This window comes from Azospirillum sp. A26 (genome assembly GCF_042604635.1).
GTDB lineage: Bacteria > Pseudomonadota > Alphaproteobacteria > Azospirillales > Azospirillaceae > Azospirillum > Azospirillum palustre.
Genome location: NZ_CP170472.1, coordinates 1,034,152 through 1,051,215 on the forward strand (window position 1 = coordinate 1,034,152; position 17,064 = coordinate 1,051,215).

At 68.0% G+C, this 17,064-nt stretch carries 14 protein-coding genes; 4 read left to right on the forward strand and 10 right to left on the reverse strand.

Features of this window, described 5'->3' with window-relative positions; genetic code table 11:
• Positions 1–31 precede the first annotated feature (31 nt).
• From ABNQ39_RS05395 to ABNQ39_RS05405, 3 genes are all read left to right on the forward strand, one after another.
• On the forward strand, positions 32–2,359 hold the full coding sequence (locus ABNQ39_RS05395; RefSeq protein ID WP_376959384.1) for a hybrid sensor histidine kinase/response regulator: 2,328 nt from the start codon (positions 32–34) through the stop codon (positions 2,357–2,359).
• Positions 2,360–2,525: 166 nt separating this feature from the next.
• On the forward strand, positions 2,526–5,330 hold the full coding sequence (locus tag ABNQ39_RS05400) for a penicillin acylase family protein (RefSeq protein WP_376959385.1): 2,805 nt from the start codon (positions 2,526–2,528) through the stop codon (positions 5,328–5,330).
• Positions 5,327–6,541, forward strand: a complete 1,215-nt coding sequence (locus ABNQ39_RS05405) for a threonine ammonia-lyase (protein WP_376959386.1) — start codon at positions 5,327–5,329, stop codon at positions 6,539–6,541. Before ABNQ39_RS05400 ends, ABNQ39_RS05405 begins: the two co-directional genes overlap by 4 nt.
• A gap of 12 nt (positions 6,542–6,553) precedes the next feature.
• On the opposite strand, the gene ABNQ39_RS05410 is transcribed toward ABNQ39_RS05405, so the two are convergent.
• The 8 genes from ABNQ39_RS05410 to ABNQ39_RS05445 all read right to left on the reverse strand — a co-directional run bounded on the left by ABNQ39_RS05410 (position 6,554) and on the right by ABNQ39_RS05445 (position 12,982).
• On the reverse strand, positions 6,554–7,321 hold the full coding sequence (locus ABNQ39_RS05410; protein WP_376959387.1) for an ABC transporter ATP-binding protein: 768 nt from the start codon (positions 7,319–7,321) through the stop codon (positions 6,554–6,556).
• Positions 7,309–8,061: an ABC transporter permease gene (locus ABNQ39_RS05415; RefSeq protein ID WP_098739726.1), complete on the reverse strand. Its 753-nt coding sequence runs from the start codon at positions 8,059–8,061 to the stop codon at positions 7,309–7,311. Before ABNQ39_RS05415 ends, ABNQ39_RS05410 begins: the two co-directional genes overlap by 13 nt.
• Before the next feature lie 30 nt (positions 8,062–8,091).
• A complete protein-coding gene (locus ABNQ39_RS05420; protein WP_376959388.1) occupies positions 8,092–9,132 on the reverse strand; it encodes an ABC transporter substrate-binding protein in 1,041 nt (346 codons plus the stop codon).
• 183 nt (positions 9,133–9,315) lie between these two features.
• Entirely contained in the window at positions 9,316–9,444 is a 129-nt protein-coding gene (locus tag ABNQ39_RS05425; protein WP_376959389.1) for a hypothetical protein, read from the reverse strand.
• A 157-nt stretch (positions 9,445–9,601) separates the two neighbouring features.
• The gene (locus ABNQ39_RS05430) at positions 9,602–9,889 is read right to left on the reverse strand and encodes a DUF1330 domain-containing protein (RefSeq protein ID WP_376959390.1); all 288 of its coding nucleotides are present in this window, start codon (positions 9,887–9,889) and stop codon (positions 9,602–9,604) included.
• Positions 9,890–9,988: 99 nt separating this feature from the next.
• Positions 9,989–11,383: an NAD(P)(+) transhydrogenase (Re/Si-specific) subunit beta gene (locus ABNQ39_RS05435; RefSeq protein ID WP_376959391.1), complete on the reverse strand. Its 1,395-nt coding sequence runs from the start codon at positions 11,381–11,383 to the stop codon at positions 9,989–9,991.
• A gap of 4 nt (positions 11,384–11,387) precedes the next feature.
• Positions 11,388–11,807 (reverse strand): NAD(P) transhydrogenase subunit alpha, encoded by a 420-nt coding sequence (locus tag ABNQ39_RS05440; protein ID WP_376959392.1) that lies wholly within the window; start codon positions 11,805–11,807, stop codon positions 11,388–11,390.
• Positions 11,808–11,833: 26 nt separating this feature from the next.
• Positions 11,834–12,982, reverse strand: a complete 1,149-nt coding sequence (locus ABNQ39_RS05445) for a Re/Si-specific NAD(P)(+) transhydrogenase subunit alpha (RefSeq protein ID WP_376959393.1) — start codon at positions 12,980–12,982, stop codon at positions 11,834–11,836.
• 384 nt (positions 12,983–13,366) lie between these two features.
• Here ABNQ39_RS05445 and ABNQ39_RS05450 point away from each other — a divergent pair, with 384 nt between their 5' ends.
• Positions 13,367–13,615 (forward strand): DUF2312 domain-containing protein, encoded by a 249-nt coding sequence (locus ABNQ39_RS05450; RefSeq protein WP_012973951.1) that lies wholly within the window; start codon positions 13,367–13,369, stop codon positions 13,613–13,615.
• A gap of 53 nt (positions 13,616–13,668) precedes the next feature.
• Here ABNQ39_RS05450 and ABNQ39_RS05455 read toward each other — a convergent pair whose 3' ends face one another.
• Together ABNQ39_RS05455 and phoU are read right to left on the reverse strand one after the other, a co-directional pair.
• Positions 13,669–15,921, reverse strand: a complete 2,253-nt coding sequence (locus tag ABNQ39_RS05455) for an anthranilate synthase (protein ID WP_376959394.1) — start codon at positions 15,919–15,921, stop codon at positions 13,669–13,671.
• A 288-nt stretch (positions 15,922–16,209) separates the two neighbouring features.
• Entirely contained in the window at positions 16,210–16,929 is a 720-nt protein-coding gene (phoU, locus tag ABNQ39_RS05460) for a phosphate signaling complex protein PhoU (RefSeq protein ID WP_174474263.1), read from the reverse strand.
• Positions 16,930–17,064: the final 135 nt, after the last annotated feature.

The window sequence follows — 17,064 nt, forward strand, 5'->3', positions numbered from 1 at the left end:
TTACGACCCCCTCCTCGTCGCATTATCCTATGTGATCGCCGTGTTCGGCGGTTATGTGGCGCTGGACCTCGCCCATCACTCCCGCGGCGGCACGGCAGGCCAATCCCTCGCGTCGGGCCTTCGGAACACGACCGGAAGCGGTCCGGGCGACAAACGGCGATTGGCCGGTGCAGCGCTGGCGCTCGGTGCCGGAATCTGGTCGATGCATTTCATCGGCATGCTCGCCTACCGCAGCGACATGCCCATCGGCTATGACGCCGGGCTGACCGCGCTGTCCTTCGTGCTGGCCGTCGGCGTTTCGGGGGCCGGCCTGTTTGCGGTAGCGCGCGACCGCAACAACAACTATTTTAAATTGCCGATTGCGGGCACCCTCACCGGGCTCGGCATCGTCAGCATGCATTATGTGGGAATGGCGGGCATGCGCATGGACATGGATCTGTCCTATGACGTGGTTCTGGTCGCTGTTTCGGTGATCGTCGCCATCGCCGCCTCGACCGCGGCCTTGTGGCTGGCCTTCCGCACAAGCCGCCCGCTGCAACGCGCCGCCGGCGCCGTTCTGCTGGGGCTGGGGGTGGTGACGATGCACTACACCGGCATGGCCGCCGCCGGGATGGAGCCGATAACGGAGTTGAGCGCCGCCGCCATCGGAGGCGCGGACGCCAGCCGCACCGTTCTTCCCCATGCCGCCTCCCACTCCGGCCAGGGCATAGCGCTCTCCTCGTCCCTGCTGGCGATCATGACCGGGATGGGGACGCTGCTTCTGCTGTCGCTGGCGATGCTGTCGTCACTGCTCGACCGCCGGCAGCAGGCGGAGCGGTCGGCGGAGCAGGAAGCGCGCTACCGTGCCATCGTCGACACTGCGGTGGACCCCATCGTCCTGATCGACGACCAGGGCATCGTGGAGTCCTTCAACCACGCGGCGGAAAAGACCTTCGGCTACCGGGCCGACGAAGTCATCGGGCGCAACATCAGCATGCTGATGCCGGAGCCCTACCGCAGCGCCCATGACGGGTATCTCGACCGCTACCGCCGGACCGGCGAGCGGCGGATCGTCGGGATCGGCCGCGAGGTGGACGGGCTGCGCAAGGACGGTTCCACCTTCCCGCTCGACCTGTCGGTGGGCGAATGGAAGGTCGGCAAGCGGCGCATGTACACCGGAATCATGCGTGACATCACCGCCCGCAGGGCGTCGGAGGAAGCGATCCTGCGCGCCCGCGACGAGGCGGAGGCGGCGAGGGTCGAGGCCTTGCAGGCCCGCGACGATGCCCAGCGCGCCGACCGCGCCAAGACCAAGTTCCTGGCCGCCGCCAGCCACGACCTGCGCCAGCCGCTGCAATCGCTGTTCTTCTTCGCCCATGCCCTGTCGGACAAGCTGGAGGATCACCCGGCCGCTCCCCTGCTGGCCAGCATGACCGATTCACTGAACGGGCTGCGGGTGATGCTGGACAGCCTGCTGGATGTTTCCCGCCTCGATGCCGGGGTGGTGAAGCCCAGCGTCACCGATTTCGCGCTCGGCCCCCTGCTGGAGCGGCTGGCGGAGGAATACCGCATCCGCGCCGCCGAGTCGGGCCTGACGCTGCGCCATGTCCCGACATCCGCCTGGACCCGCAGCGATCCCGCCCTGCTGGAACGCATCCTGCGCAACCTGATCGAGAACGCCATCCGCTACACCGAACGCGGCGACATCCTGGTCGGCTGCCGGCACCGTGGCGGGGCGTTGCGGCTGGCGGTGCTGGACCAGGGCATCGGCATCCCCGCCGACAAGACCCAGGACATCTTCCAGGAGTTCACCCAGCTCGCCAATCCCGAGCGCGACCGCCGCAAGGGACTTGGGCTGGGGCTCGCCATCGTGCGGCGGCTGGCCGGGCTGCTGGAGCATGGGGTGACGGTGCAATCCGCGCCGGGACGCGGCAGCGGCTTCTTCCTCGATGTGCCGACGGCCGTTCCGCGCCCGATCCCGAAGCCGGTGCGCGTCCCCGCCGAATTGCCGGACGCCAAGGGGCTGATCGTGGTCGTCGACGACGACACCATCATCCTGCTGAGCATGCGGGCGATGCTGGAGGAATGGGGATACGAGGTGGTTGCCGCGGTGTCCGCCGACGAGGCCATCGCCTCGCTGCTGAATCTCGGCCGGCAGCCGGCTATGATCGTCGCCGACTATCGCCTGCGCGAAGGACGGACGGGGGTGGAGGCGATCCGCGACATCTACGGCGTCTGCGGCGTGCGCGTTCCCGCCGTGGTGCTGACCGGCGACACCGACCCCGCCCGCATCGCCGAGGTCCAGCGCAGCGGCCACCGGCTGATCCACAAGCCCGTCTCCGCCCCGATGCTGCGCGAGATCCTGACCACCGCCGCATAAGGCGGCAGATCTTCCACCCGAATCGGCGGCAGGGTCGCGAAAAAGCGCCCGACTCCACCGAAGCAACCCTGGACGGGCCGGCGGCCGGAAGACTAGCATCCGCCGCCCGACCGAGCCTCCCGGCGGCCCCCGCCCGTCGCCGCCCCCTTCTCTCCCACGGACCGTGATGCTGCGCCGTTCCCTGATCCGCGCCGGCGAGACCTGCGCTTTCCAACTCCGCGCCGCCCTGGCGCGTGCGCTGTCCCGCCCGGCCCCGCCCGTTGCCCCGCCTGCCGCTCCACCCTATGACGGCTATCCGCCGCCGCCCCACCAGACTCAGCAGCCGGTCCAGTATCCGGGCGCGCCCTATCCAGGCGCCCCTTACCCGCAGGCGCCGCAACAGCCGGTCTATCCGCCCGGCGCTTACCCGCCGGGAACCTACCCCCCCGCGGCCCATCCCATGGGTGCTCCGCCGCCCGGCCAGCCCTATCCCCAGCAGCAGCCGGCGCCGCCCTACGGTGTGCAGCCGCAACCGGTGCCGCCCCCTCGCACCTCCCGGCTCCCACGCCTGCGCATGCCACGGGGACGCTGGGGCAAGGTCGCGGCCGTCGCCGGCGTGCTTGTGCTGCTGCCGCCGGCGGCTCTGCTCGGCACCTATGTGTGGATGCGGGCTCAACAGCCGCAGACCAGCGGCACGGTCGCCATCCCCGGCAACGGCGCGCCGGCCGAGGTCGTGCGGGACAAGCAGGGTGTGGTCCATATCTTCGCCGCGACGGAACGTGATGCCTACCGGGCACTCGGCTACGCCCACGCCCAGGACCGCCTGTGGCAGATGGAGACGATGCGCCGGGCCGGGGCCGGCCGGCTGGCCGAACTGATCGGTACCAAATATGGCGACTTCGCGCTCCGCACCGACCGGCTCATGCGCACGCTGGGCGTCCGCCGCGCGGCGGAGGCAATGGCCACCACCCTGTCGCCCGACGCCCGCACCGCCTTCGAAGCCTATGCCGAGGGCGTGAACGCCTATCTCGCCACCCGGTCGGAGGCGCTGCCGGTCGAATTCCAGCTCCTGCGCCACACGCCGGAGCCCTGGACCGTCGCCGACAGTCTGGTCTGGGCCAAGCTGATGGCGCTGCAACTGTCGGCCAACTACCGCGACGAGCTGTTCCGCTCCCGCATTCTGGAGCGGCTGTCGCCGCAACAGGTCGACGACCTGTTCCCGCCGGACGTTCCCGGCACTCCCACCACGCTGGCGAGCGACCTGCGCGGTATGGATTTGCGGGAAACGGTGCGCCGCACCCTGGCGGCCCTGCCGCAGATGGGCTTCGACACCGCGTCGAACGAATGGGTCCTGACCGGCGCCCGCACCACGACCGGCAAGCCGATCCTCGCCAACGATCCGCATCTGGGGCTGGAAGCGCCGATCCTCTGGTATCTTGCCCGCATCGTCACGCCGGACTTCACCGTCACCGGCGCCACCGTGCCGGGCGTGCCGCTGACCATCCTCGGCCACAACGGCAAGGTCGCCTGGGGCTTCACCACCACCCACAGTGACACCCAGGACCTGTTCGTCGAAAAACCCGACCCGCAGGATCCCACGCGCTACCTGACCCCCGACGGCAGCCAGACCTTCGAAACGCGTGCCGAGACCATCGGCATCGCCGGCGAGGCGTCGCAGACGCTGACCGTCCGAACCACGCGGCATGGCCCCGTCATCTCCGATCTGGATGCTCCGTCCATCGACGGCAAGGCGCCCGGTCCGGTGCTGGCGCTGTCCTTCCCCGGCCTTGCCGACGACGACACCAGCGCGGAGGCTCTCTACCGCTTGAACCATGCCGGATCGGCGGAGGGCGCGCGCGATGCGCTGCGCCTGCATGTCGCCCCGCAGCAGAACGTCGTCTATGCCGATGTGAGCGGAGAGGTCGGCTTCATCACCCCCGGCCGGGTGCCGATCCGCCGCAAGGGCGATGGCCGTGTGCCGGTTCCCGGCTGGACCGGCGAGTATGACTGGAGCGGCTTCCTGCCTTATTACGCCCTGCCGCAGGCGGTGAATCCGCCGACCGGGCAGTTCGTCAACGCCAACAACGCGGTGGTCGGGCGCGACTATCCCTATCGCCTCGCCACCGAATGGCCGGATCCCTCACGCGCCAAGCGCATCGTCGAGATGCTGGGCAGCGGGCGCCATTCGGTCGAGGATGTGGCGCGCCAGCAGATGGACATCGTCTCCCTGCCCGCCCGCGACTTCCTGCCGGACCTGCTGAAATACCCGACGCCGCCGGGCTTGGCCAGCGACGCCGCGGCCCTGCTGCGCGGCTGGGATGGCCGGATCGACCGCAACCGGCCCGAGCCGCTGATCTTCGACATGTGGCTGCGGGAACTGGTCCGCGCCGTCTTCGCCGACGAGCTGGGCGCCGACTTCGCCTCCTACTGGGATTTGCGGCCGGAGGCGTTGCGCAACGTTCTGAACAACCGGCCGGAGTGGTGCGACGACATCACCACGCCGCAGAAGGAAAGCTGCGCCGACATCATCGGACGCTCGCTGGAAACGGCGGTCAAGGCGCTGGCCGAACGTCATGGGTCCAGCATGAAGAGCTGGCGCTGGGGCGACGACCACACCGTCGCGCTGGTCCACCGCATGCTGAGCCGCGTGCCGCTGATCGGCGGCAAGGCCGACCTGTCGGTGGAGACCGACGGCGATTTCTTCACCGTCAACCGCGGATCGACCACCATCCGCGACCCCGGCAACCCGTTCCGCCACGTCCAGGGCGCCGGGTTCCGCGCGGTCTATGATCTGGCCGACCTCGACAATTCCCGGTTCGTGATCGCCACCGGCCAGTCCGGCAACATCTGGTCCCGCCATTGGGGCGATCTCGTCCCCCTGTGGCGCGATGGCGGTTCGTTGCGTATGGCCGGCGACCGTGGCACGCTGGTCTCGGCAGGGGCGGAGGTGCTGACACTCACACCACGCAACACCGGGACAAACACGAAATGACCATAACGCTGGAGGACGTGCGCGCCGCGGCGGCGCGCATCGCGGGACACCTGCACCGAACGCCCACGGTTCCGGCTCCCCGCCTGGGGGACATGGCGGACTGCCGGATGCACGTGAAGCTGGAGAACCAGCATGCCACCAGCTCCTTCAAGGAGCGCGGCGCGCTGAACAAGCTGCTGTCGCTGGGCGAGGCGGAGCGCCGCGCCGGCGTCATCGCCATGTCCGCCGGCAACCACGCCCAGGCGGTGGCCTGCCATGCCACGCGGTTGGGCATCCGCTCGACCATCGTGATGCCGGCCTTCACCCCCTTCACCAAGGTGGAGCGGACCGAGAATCTGGGCGCCACCGTCGAACTGCATGGCGAGACGCTGAGCGAGGCTGCCGCCTTCGCCCATGAGCTGGCGTCGCGCGACGGGCTGACCTTCGTCCATCCCTATGACGACCCGCTGGTCGCCGCCGGCCAGGGCACCGCGGCGCTGGAACTGCTGGAGGACGTGCCGGACCTCGACGTGCTGGTGGTCCCCATCGGCGGCGGCGGGCTGATCTCCGGCATGGCGACGGCCGCCAAGGCGCTGCGTCCGGATCTGGAGATCGTCGGGGTGCAGTGCAGCCTCTATCCGGCGGTGCGTCAGGCGCTGGCCGGCCAGCCGATCACCTGCGGCGGCGCCACGGTGGCGGAAGGCATCGCGGTGAAGGCGCCCGGCGCCCTGACCCTGCCGATCATCCGCGCCCTGGTCGACGACGTGGTGGAGGTGGGAGAGGCCCGGCTGGAGGAAGCGGTCTACCGCCTCGCCACTGTGCAGAAGCTGGTCGCCGAGGGGGCCGGGGCAGCGGCGCTGGCCGCGGTTCTGGAGGATCCGCAGCGCTACCGCGGCCGCAATGTCGGCATCGTGCTGTCGGGCGGCAACATCGATTCCCGCATCATGGCGCAGGTGCTGATGCGGGGGCTGGTCTATGAGGGCCGCATCGTCCGCCTGCGCATCGGCATCACCGACGCGCCCGGCGCGCTCGCCCGCGTCACCCGCCTGCTGGGCGAGGCCGGTGCCAACATCGTCGAGGTCCACCACCAGCGCCTGTTCCACAACGTGCCGGTCAAGATGGCGGAAGTGGATGTGGTGCTGGAAACCCGCAACCAGACGCATGTCGATGCGCTGATCGCCAGGATGAAGGATGCCGGCTACCCGACCAGCCTGATGATGGAGGTCGGGTAACCCCCACCCCCGTCAGATGCTGTAGTTGTCCGCGATCTCGGAGCGCAACTGCTCCACCTGATCGCGGAACACCGCCCCATCCCGGCCGGCACTGTTGCGCACGTCGCGCACCACGCGGGCCGGGGTGCCGCCCAGCACGATGATGCGGTCGGCCAGATGCACCGCTTCTTCCAGATCGTGGGTGACGAACAGAACCGTCTTGCCGGTTTCCTGGTGGATGCGGCGAAGCTCGTCCTGCAGATTGTGGCGGGTGATGGCGTCGAGCGCGCCGAAGGGCTCGTCCATCAACAGGATGTCCGGGTCGACCGCCATGGCGCGGGCGATGCCGATGCGCTGGCGCTGGCCGCCCGACAGCTCGTAGGGCCAGCGACGGGCATAGCCATCGAGCCGCACGAGCTTCAGCGCGGCTTCCGCCCGGTGGCGCCGCTCGTCGCGGCTGACCGGAAGGCCTTCCAACCCGAACTCCACATTGCGGATCACCCGGCGCCAGGGCAGCAGGCGGGAGTCCTGGAACACCAGCCCGACCGGGCGATGGCCGGGGCGCTGGTCCTGATGGATGGTGACGCCGCCGCTGCGCGCGGTGTGCAACCCGGCGGCGACGCGCAGCAGGGTCGACTTGCCGACACCGGACGGGCCGACGATGGCGACGAAACTGCCGCGCTCGACCGACAGGTTGACATCGACCAGAACCGGCGGCGCGTCATTGCCGTAGCCGATGGACACGTCCACAAGGTCGATGACCGAGGCGGTTGCGGTCTTGGAGAGGGTCACCGCTGCCATGAGAGCACCCGCGACTGGACTTGCATGAACAGGAAATCCGACACGCCGTAGAGCAGCGCGATGGTGACCATGTAAAGCACGACGATGTGGGTCGCCAGCAGGCCCGACGCCTCCATCATCCGCATGCCGAGGCCGGAGATGCCGAACAGCTCCGCCGCGACCACGGTCATCCAGCCTTGTCCCAGCCCGGCGCGCAGACCCGACAGGATGCCCGGCAAGGCACCCGGCAGAATGATCTTGAACAGGCGCGGGATCAGTCCGCCCTGGCCGAAGGCATAGCCAAGCTCGATCAGGTCCTTGTCCACCCCGCGCACCGCGGCGTAGCTGGCGTAGTAATTGATCCAGAACACCGTCAGCGCGATCAGGAAGGACGCCGCCCCCTCGCTGACGCCGAACCAGATGATGGCGAAGGGGATCCAGGCGATGGCCGGGATCGGGCGCAGCATGCGCACGACCCAGGCCTGGAAGGCGTCCCACTTGCCCCACAGGGCGGCGGCCGTGCCGAATGACACGCCGAGGAAGGTGCCCAGCGACAGCCCGACCAGATAGTGCGACAGGCTGGCCAGCACCATCGCCTGCCAAGTGCCGCTCTTGAACTCGGACAGGAAAGCGGCGGGCACCGCGCTCGGCGACGGCAGCAGCCGGGCCGGCACGACGCCGCTGCGCGCCACCGCTTCCCACGCCAGCAGAAAGACGATGACGCCCAGCGCCGACAGGGCGATCTTGTTGTAGGTCTTCATCGGCTTTTCGATGTCCCTGGCCCGGTCGGCTTACTTGACCGCGGCGTCGTAGAAGCTGAAGTCGAAGGCCTCGGCCACCGGAACCGTCTCGGACGCCGAGCCGATCTCCTTGGTGTAGGCCATCATCTGCTCGACCGCGGGGACGACCTTGTGCGGATCGGCGACGAACTTCGACCCCGGCCCCTTGAAGGCGGCTTCCAGAGTCGCCGGCTCCATCAGGCCCTTGCCGAGATAGTTGTTCACGATCTTGGCGGAACCGGCCGGGTCCTTGGCAATCAGCTCGACCGCGCGGATGTGGGCCTTGACCAGCGCCTTGATGGCGTCGGGGTTCTTCTTCAACACCTCGGCGCGGGCGGAAACCACGGTGCCGGGCTGGTCCGGGAACATCTGGGCGCCGGTGGCGAGCAGCACGACGTTCGGGTCCATCTGCTGGGTGACGGTCACCGTCGGCTCGCGGATGGTGGCGGCGTCGAGCGCGCCGGCCAGCAGGGCCTGCTGAGTCTTCTCGATGCCCATCGGCACCAGTTCGACATCGGCCGGATCGACCTTCACCACCTTGAACAGCCAGTGCTTCAGCACGGTATCGGGGACCGAGCCCGGCGGCTGGGTGCCGATCTTCGGCTTGCGACCGGTGTCGGCGACGAATTTCTTGAAGGACTCCGCGGTCGGGGTGGTGCCCACCGCCTTGGCGAAGGGACCGCGGGCGGCGACCACCATCTCCTCCACCGCCGAATTGGCGATGACCGAGATGTCGGCACCCTTGGTGCGGGCGACCAGCACGGGAGCGACACCGGCGTAGAGCAGGTCGATCTGGCCGGCGGCCATCGCCTGGATGGCGTGCGGGCCGGATTCGAAACGGGTCAGCTTAAGCGCGATCCCGGCATCCTTGGCCCAGCCCTGCCCATCGATGATGAACAGCGGGGATGCCGCCAGAATCGGGATATAGCCGATTTCCAGCTTTACCGGGTCGGCAGCGTGCGCGGTGCCCGGCATGACGGCAGCGGTCGACGCGGCAGCCGACGCGAGGGCGACCAGGGCGGCAAGGGTGGAGCGACGGGTCAAGCGGAGCATCGGATCGTCCTCGGCTAAGGTTCCGACGCTATTTAGCACGGTTGCCCGAATGGGGAAGAGAGATTTTCACATAACAGGAAAAGGGAATTGGCGATTTAACACGTAATATCCGTGTTATCCTTGGGCCGAAACCGCCTGGAACCGCGGAAAATGTGGGTTCGGCGCGGCGCTGGCGGTTCGGCTTCAGGTCTCGGTCAGCAGGTAGAGCGACACGCCGCAGAGCGAGACTCCGACCATCAGGATCGCCATGGCGATGCGAGTCCAGAACGTGATGTGCGAATCGAGCGGATCGGAGAGATCGTCGTCATCCATGGTCGGGTTTCCGTCACTGTGAGGGAGCCGGCGGCAGGAAGACCGCTGGCTTTCGGTGACGGTAAGCGTTAGCGGTGCCGTGTTGCGGCGATGTGTCCCGCGGACGGTCCTGTGTAACGCTTGGTAACGGCTTCCCGTGATGGTAACAGCCGGGACGTCAGAGGCCCTCGACCACGATCATCTTGAAATCGGCGGCGTCGCGCCGGGCCTCGCGGGCCTTGCGGTATTCCGGGCTGTCGTAGAAGGCCTTGGCAGCCGCCACGTCCGGGAATTCGAGGATGACGATGCGGTTGGGCTGCCAGCCGCCTTCCAGCACCGCCGTCTCGCCGCCACGGCTGAGGAAGCGTCCGCCATTTTTGGCAATCGCGTCGGGGGTCAGCGACTTGTAGATCTCATAGGCGACCGGATCGGTCACGCGCACGTCGGCGATGATGTAGGCGGTCATCAGTTCCACATCCTATTTTATGGTCTTTGAGCCCAAAAGAACCGGGCGCGGGAAGCCTCGCCTCCCGCGCCCGGTTCGGTCAACCGCTTGGTGCAGCGGTCAGGCTTCCATCGCCTTGACGACCTCTTCGGTGACCTTCTTGGCGTCACCGAACAGCATCATCGTGTTGGGGCGGAAGAACAGCTCGTTCTCGACGCCAGCGTAACCGGCGGCCATGCCGCGCTTGATGAAGAACACCGTCTTGGCCTTCTCAACGTCGAGGATCGGCATGCCGTAGATGGGCGAGGTCGGATCGGTCTTGGCCGCCGGGTTGGTCACGTCGTTGGCGCCGATGACGAAGGCCACATCCGCCGTGCCGAAGTCGCGGTTGATGTCCTCCAGCTCGAACACCTCGTCGTAGGGCACATTGGCCTCGGCCAGCAGCACATTCATGTGACCGGGCATGCGGCCCGCCACCGGGTGGATGGCGTACTTCACGTCCACGCCTTCATGCTTCAGCACATCGGCCATCTCACGCAGGGCGTGCTGGGCCTGGGCCACCGCCATGCCGTAGCCGGGGACGATGATGACCGACTGGGCGTTCTTCATAATGTAGGCGGCATCCTCGGCCGAGCCGGCCTTGACCGAACCCTGCGGACCCTTGGCGGGACCGCCGGCCGCGGCGCTCTCGCCGCCGAAGCCGCCGAGGATGACGTTGAAGATCGAGCGGTTCATGCCCTTGCACATGATATAGGACAGGATCGCGCCCGAGGAGCCCACCAGCGCACCGGTGATGATCAGCAGGTTGTTCTGCAGCGTGAAGCCGATGCCGCAGGCCGCCCAGCCCGAGTAGCTGTTCAGCATCGAGATGACGACCGGCATGTCGGCGCCGCCGATCGGCAGGATCAGCAGGAAGCCCAACGCCAGCGCCACGATGACAATCAGCCACATCGCGACATCGGCGTTCGACTGCACCAGCCAGATGATCAGGATGACGGTCAGCACGCCGAGCGCCGCATTCAGCGGATGCTGCATCGGGAAGACCAGCGGCTTGCCGGTGACCAGCCCCTGGAGCTTGGCGAAGGCAACGATGGAGCCGGTGAAGGTGATCGCGCCGACCGCGGTGCCGAGCGCCATCTCGATCAGCGAGCCCTTGGCGATGGCGCCGCGCAGGCCGATGCCGTAGGCCTCCGGCGAGTAGAAGGCGGCGAGCGCGACGAAGACGGCGGCGAGGCCGACCAGCGAGTGGAAGGCGGCGACCAGCTGCGGCAGCGCCGTCATCTCGATCTTCTTGGCGACGACGTAGCCGATGGCGCCGCCAATGGCGATGCCGAGCACGATCATCCAATAGGACTGGACGATGGGCGAGGCCAGCGTGGTCAGGATGGCGATGGTCATGCCGACCATGCCGTAGATGTTGCCCTGGCGCGAGGTCTCCGGGCTGGACAGCCCGCGCAGCGCCATGATGAAGCAGATGGAGGCGACGAGGTAGAGAAGGGCGGACAAGGTTTCCATGGTCTTACTTGCCCTTCTTCTTGAACATGGAGAGCATGCGCTGGGTCACGAGGAAGCCGCCGAAGATGTTGACGGACGCCAGGATGACGGCGAGGAATCCCAAGACCTTGGAGAAGCCGAAGCCGGCCGGGCCGGCGGCGACCAGCGCGCCGACGATGATGACCGACGACACGGCGTTGGTGACGGCCATCAGCGGCGAATGCAGGGCCGGGGTGACGCGCCAGACGACGTAGTAGCCGACGAAGCAGGCCAGAACGAGCACCGTCAGGCCAGTGACGAAGAAGCTGCCATGACCGCCGGCGGCCTCCGCGGCAGGCTGGGCCGCGTGCGCGACCTGGGCGGCCAGCTGGTCGGCCTGCTGGCCGAGCGCCGCAAGGTTCGCCTTAAGCTCGGCAATACGGGCGGACAGTTGGATCTGATCCATTGCGGTAAGTCTCCTCGGGCGCCCGGTCAGCCGGCGAAGGCGGGGTGAACGACGGCGCCGTCGCGGGTCAGCGCGATGGCCTTGACGATCTCGTCGTCCCAATTGACGACGACGCCCGTCTCCTTGCCGTGCAGCGACGTCAGCAGCGCCAGCAGGTTCTTGGCATACAAGAGCGAGGCGCTCTCGGCGATGCGGCTGGCGTAGTTGGCATGGCCGACGATCTTCACGCCGTTGGCCGTGGTCACCACCTCGCCCAGCTTGGCGCCCTCGACGTTGCCGCCCTGCTCCACCGCCAGATCGACGATCACCGAGCCCGGCTTCATCGACGCCACATGCTCCGCCGTCACCAGGATCGGCGCCTTGCGGCCGGGGATCAGCGCGGTGGTGATGACGAGGTCCTGCTTCTTGATGTGCTCGGCGACCAGGGCTGCCTGCTGGCGCTTGTAGTCGTCGGACATCTCCTTGGCGTAGCCGCCAGCGGTCTCAGCCTGCCTGAACTCGTCGTTCTCGACGGCGACGAAGCTGCCGCCCAGCGACTGCACCTGCTCCTTCACTGCCGGGCGCACGTCGGTGGCCGAGACGATGGCGCCGAGGCGCTTGGCGGTGGCGATGGCCTGGAGGCCGGCGACGCCGACGCCCATGATGAAGGCACGGGCCGGCGGCACGGTGCCGGCGGCGGTCATCATCATCGGGAAGGCGCGGCCATACTCGCTGGCGGCATCGACGACGGCCTTGTAGCCGGCGAGGTTGGCCTGGGAGGACAGCACGTCCATGACCTGGGCGCGGGTGATGCGCGGCATGAACTCCATGGCGAAGGCGTTCACGCCGGCATCGGCGTAGGCCTTCACATGGTCGCGGCTGTTGTAGGGATTGAGGATGGCGAACAGCAGTGCGCCCTTGCGGATCAGCGACAGCTCGTCGACTTCCCCTTCGCCGGCGATCAGCGGACGCTGCACCTTCAGGACGATGTCGGCATCGGCCAGCGCCGAAGCCTGATCGGCGGCGATGGCGGCCCCCGCCGCCTCATAGGCCGCGTCGGTGATGCTGGAGCCGAGACCGGCCCCGCTCTCCACCACCACGTCCAGTCCCAACCCTTTCAGTTTCTTCACCGTTTCCGGTGAGGCGGCCACGCGAAGTTCGCCCGCACGTCGCTCCTTTGGAATGGCGACTTTCATTAGATAAAACTCCCCTGCCTCAAATACGCCGATCCCGGCATCCCCCATGGGTTATCGGCACAGACGACGCGCATACATGCCGGATCCATGTGACTTTGTGAAGCCGAACCCACCGATGGTAATACCAGCCTATTGGGTGCGCCGCAACAAAGGGAATGGCTTCGTAGGCCTATCGTACGATTGTTTCATACGAACAGACAAATCAGCCACGGGCTGTTCAAATTCCGGCGACGCTTCCGCTTGTACGAAGGAATTGCCGCGACGCGATGACGCAGCCGTGCCTCTGCCGTGCGCCGGCGCGGCGCATCGCCGGCTTGCCATTCCCCCCGCCCACCGATATTGTCCCGCCCCGTTCAGAACACCCCCATCGTTTGAGGTTTTGCCATGTCCGACGTCGGCGGCATCGCGGCGGATCGCCTGAAGTCCTTTGTCGAGCGCATCGAGCGTCTCGAAGAGGAAAAGCGCGGTCTGCAGGAAGACATCAAGGAAGTCTACGCCGAGGCGAAGGGCACCGGTTTCGACACCAAGATCATCCGGCAGATCATCCGCCTGCGGAAGATGGACAAGGCCGACCGCCAGGAGCAGGAAGCCATCCTGGAACTCTACAAGGAAGCGCTGGGCATGGTGGAGTGACGGGTTTCCGTCACTCTCCCGAGCTTACAGGATTTGCTGACGCGGCGGCCCCTTCAGGCCGCCGCTTCGCATTTCGGCACCTCGGCGGCACGCCCGGCCAGCGTCTCCATGACGTTGGCAACCAGCGCCAGCCCAGCCCCTCCATTGGCCCCGCCGCCAGCGGCCCTGTCCAGCGTCAGGATCGATTCGGGATGGAACTGCACGGCGGCCAGCGCCAGCGACCGGTGCTCGATCGCCATCACCGTCCCGTCCTCCGTCTCCGCCGTCACCCGCAGGTCCGGCGGCAGGCTGTCGCGCCGCGCCACCAGCGAATGATACCGGCCGGCCCGCATCCCCTGCGGCAGCCCATCGAAAAGCCCGCTCCCCTGGTGACGCAGGCTTGACGCCTTGCCATGCATCGGCTCCGGCAGGCGGTCCAGCGTCGCACCGAAATGCTCGGCCATGCCCTGCAAGCCCAGGCAGACGCCGAACACCGGCACGCCGAGATCGAGCGCCGCCTGCACGCTGCCGCCGACATCGAAATCGGCCGGCCGCCCCGGTCCCGGCGAGAGCACCAGCAGGTCTGGCGGGTCGTTGCGCAGGGCGGCACGCGCGTGGGTGTGGCGCAGGGTCGTGACGCTGGCGCCGGTCTGGCGGAAATAGTCGGCCAGCGTGTGGACGAAGCTGTCGTCATGATCGACCAGCAGCACCCGCTTGCCCTCCCCACTCCCTTGCCCGCTCCGCCGGGCGCCGCTCTCAACCACCGACAACCGCGGGCCGGCACCGCGCACCGCGTCGAGGAAGGCCGATGCCTTCAGCCGGCACTCGGCGTCCTCGGCATCCGGATCGCTGTCGGACAGCAGGGTGGCGCCGGCGCGGACGAAGGCCACCCCGTCCTTCATGCGGATGGTGCGCAGGGTCAGTCCGGTGTCCATCCCACCGTCGAAGCCGATGCGTCCGAACGCCCCCCCGTACCAGCGGCGCGGCGAATGTTCGGTATCCTCCAGGAACTGCATGGCCCAGCGCTTGGGCGCGCCGGTCACCGTCACCGCCCAAGTGTGAGTCAGGAAGGCATCGAGCGCGTCGAAGCCGTGGCGCAGCCGCCCTTCCACATGATCGACGGTGTGGATCAGTCGGGAATACAGCTCGATCATCCGCCGGCCGATCACGCGGACGGAACCGGGTTCGCACACTCGCGCCTTGTCGTTGCGGTCGACGTCCGTGCACATGGTCAGTTCCGCCGCATCCTTGGCCGAGTTCAGCAGCGTCAGGATCTGCGTCGCGTCGGTCAGCGCATTGCTACCGCGCGCCACGGTGCCGGAGATAGGGCAGGTTTCCACCCGCCCCTGGCCGACGCGCACATACATTTCCGGGCTGGCGGCGACCAGGAACTCGCCATCGCCAAGATTGATCAGCGCCTCGTAGGGGGCGGGGTTGGCGGTGCGCAGACGGCGGAAGATCGTGGCGGGGCTGTCCGCGCAGGGCTCGGCGAAGGTCTGGCCGGGGACGACCTCGAACAGATCGCCGCGGTTGAAGGCCTCCTTCGCTGCCCGCACGACCTGCTGGTATTCGCCGGGGGCATGGTCGCACTCCGCGGCGGCGTTGGTGTCGGAACGATAGCCGTGGACCCGCCCGCCACCGGCGATGCCCTCGGTCGAGACTCCGTCCACCACGAATTCGTAGGCGAAGCGGCGCGCCACCCCGGCGGCATGGTCGACCACCAGCAGCCGGTCGGGCAGATACAGCACAAGGTCGCGCTGGTCGTCCGGCCGCACCAGCCGGCGGCGGATCGGCTCGAACTGGAAGGCGAGATCGTAGCCGAAGGCGCCATAGAGCCCCAGGAACGACTCGTCCGGGCAGGCGAACAGCGCCATCAACGCCCGCAGCACGCTGAAAACGGAGGGCTGGCGGCTGCGCTCCTCCTCGGCGAAGACCCCGGCCGGACGGCGCACCAGGGCGGTGACCCGGCCGGCGGTGACCTCCAGCCCGACAAGCGCCTCATGGCCGTCCAACGCCCCGGCCACAGCGGGCAGCAGCAGCCGGCCGCGCGGGTTCAGCGCATCGATGCGCACGGTGCGGCCGCGGGCGGTCACCGACAGCGGCGGATCGACGAAGCCCAGCGCCTGACGCCGGTAGCGGCCGGGCGCCTCAACCCCGCCGGACAGCAGCAGCCCGCGCCGCTCGTCGAGCGCGGTGACCAGCGCATCGACCGCCTCGGCCGGTGCAACCGGCTCGGCTGTGCGGTGCAGACCGAGGCCACCGCCGGTCGTGGCCGCGAACGGATCGAGAAAGGCAGGATCGGCAAGGAACAGATGGGACGGGATCATGACGGCAGTGCTCCGGTTCGGGCGTCTTTTCGGTGACGCCGCCCGGTGCTTCCGCCTGCCTGTCCGTTCTTCCGCTGGGTGACCCGCTGTGACGGGTCAGGAAAAAGGCCGCTCCGGATGCACCGGGCGGCCTTTTGTTCTCAATCCACGCTCACGCGCGTCGCCAGGCCGGCCCGTTGGAGACGGGCCACCACCAATGCTGCGACAGGAGGGGCGAGGAGATGTTCATGACCGCAACCGCAACACAGGGCGGGGCTGCCTGTCAAGTGCTCCCTTCAAGCGTTCTTGTCACGCCCGGTCCTGCGGCGGGGCGACGGCGTAACTGCTGAGGTCCTCCTTGCGGCGCTCGTCCGACGGCAGACGGCCCTTGACCAGGAAGCTGATGTTCTCCGCCACATTGGTGGCATGGTCGCCGATGCGCTCGATGGACTTGGCGGCGAACAGCAGGTGGGTGCAGCCGGTGATCTGCGCCGGCGTCTCCATCATGTAGGTCAGGAATTCGCGGAACAGCGCGGTGTAGGCGGCGTCCACCTCCCCGTCGCGGTCGCGGACGGAGGTTGCAAGCTCCGGATTCTGTTCGGTATAGGCGCGGCGCATGTCGCCGATCATCGCCTGCACCATCCGCCCCATGCGGACCAGCGAGGCGACCGGCGGAGCCACCGGCAGGGTCGACAGCGTGACCGCGCGCTTGGCGACCGATCCGGCGAAATCGCCCATGCGCTCCAGGTTGGAGGCGATCTTCAACGCGGCGACGATTTCGCGCAGATCCTTCGCCATCGGCTGGCGCAGGGCCAGCAGGCGGACGGTCATCGCCTCCACCTCCGCCTCCAGCCGGTCGATCTCGGCGTCGCCCTTCAGCACCTCGCCGGCGATGTCGGCATCGGGGCCGGCCAGCGAATCGAGCGCCAGCCCGACCTGCCGCTCCACCAGCTCGCCCATGCGGTCGATGGCGGTGCGCAGCGCCGCCAGTTCGGTGTCGAAAGCCGCAAGCGTGTGTCCACCCGACATGATCCCCAACTCCTTGTTCTCACTTGGCTGCGACCGGCGTTTCGGCGCCCGACGCCCCGCAGATGGGGCCTGACCCCGTCCACGCCAAGGCGGCGCGGTACTGGATGCGGCATTAACCTTTGGCATAGATTATTT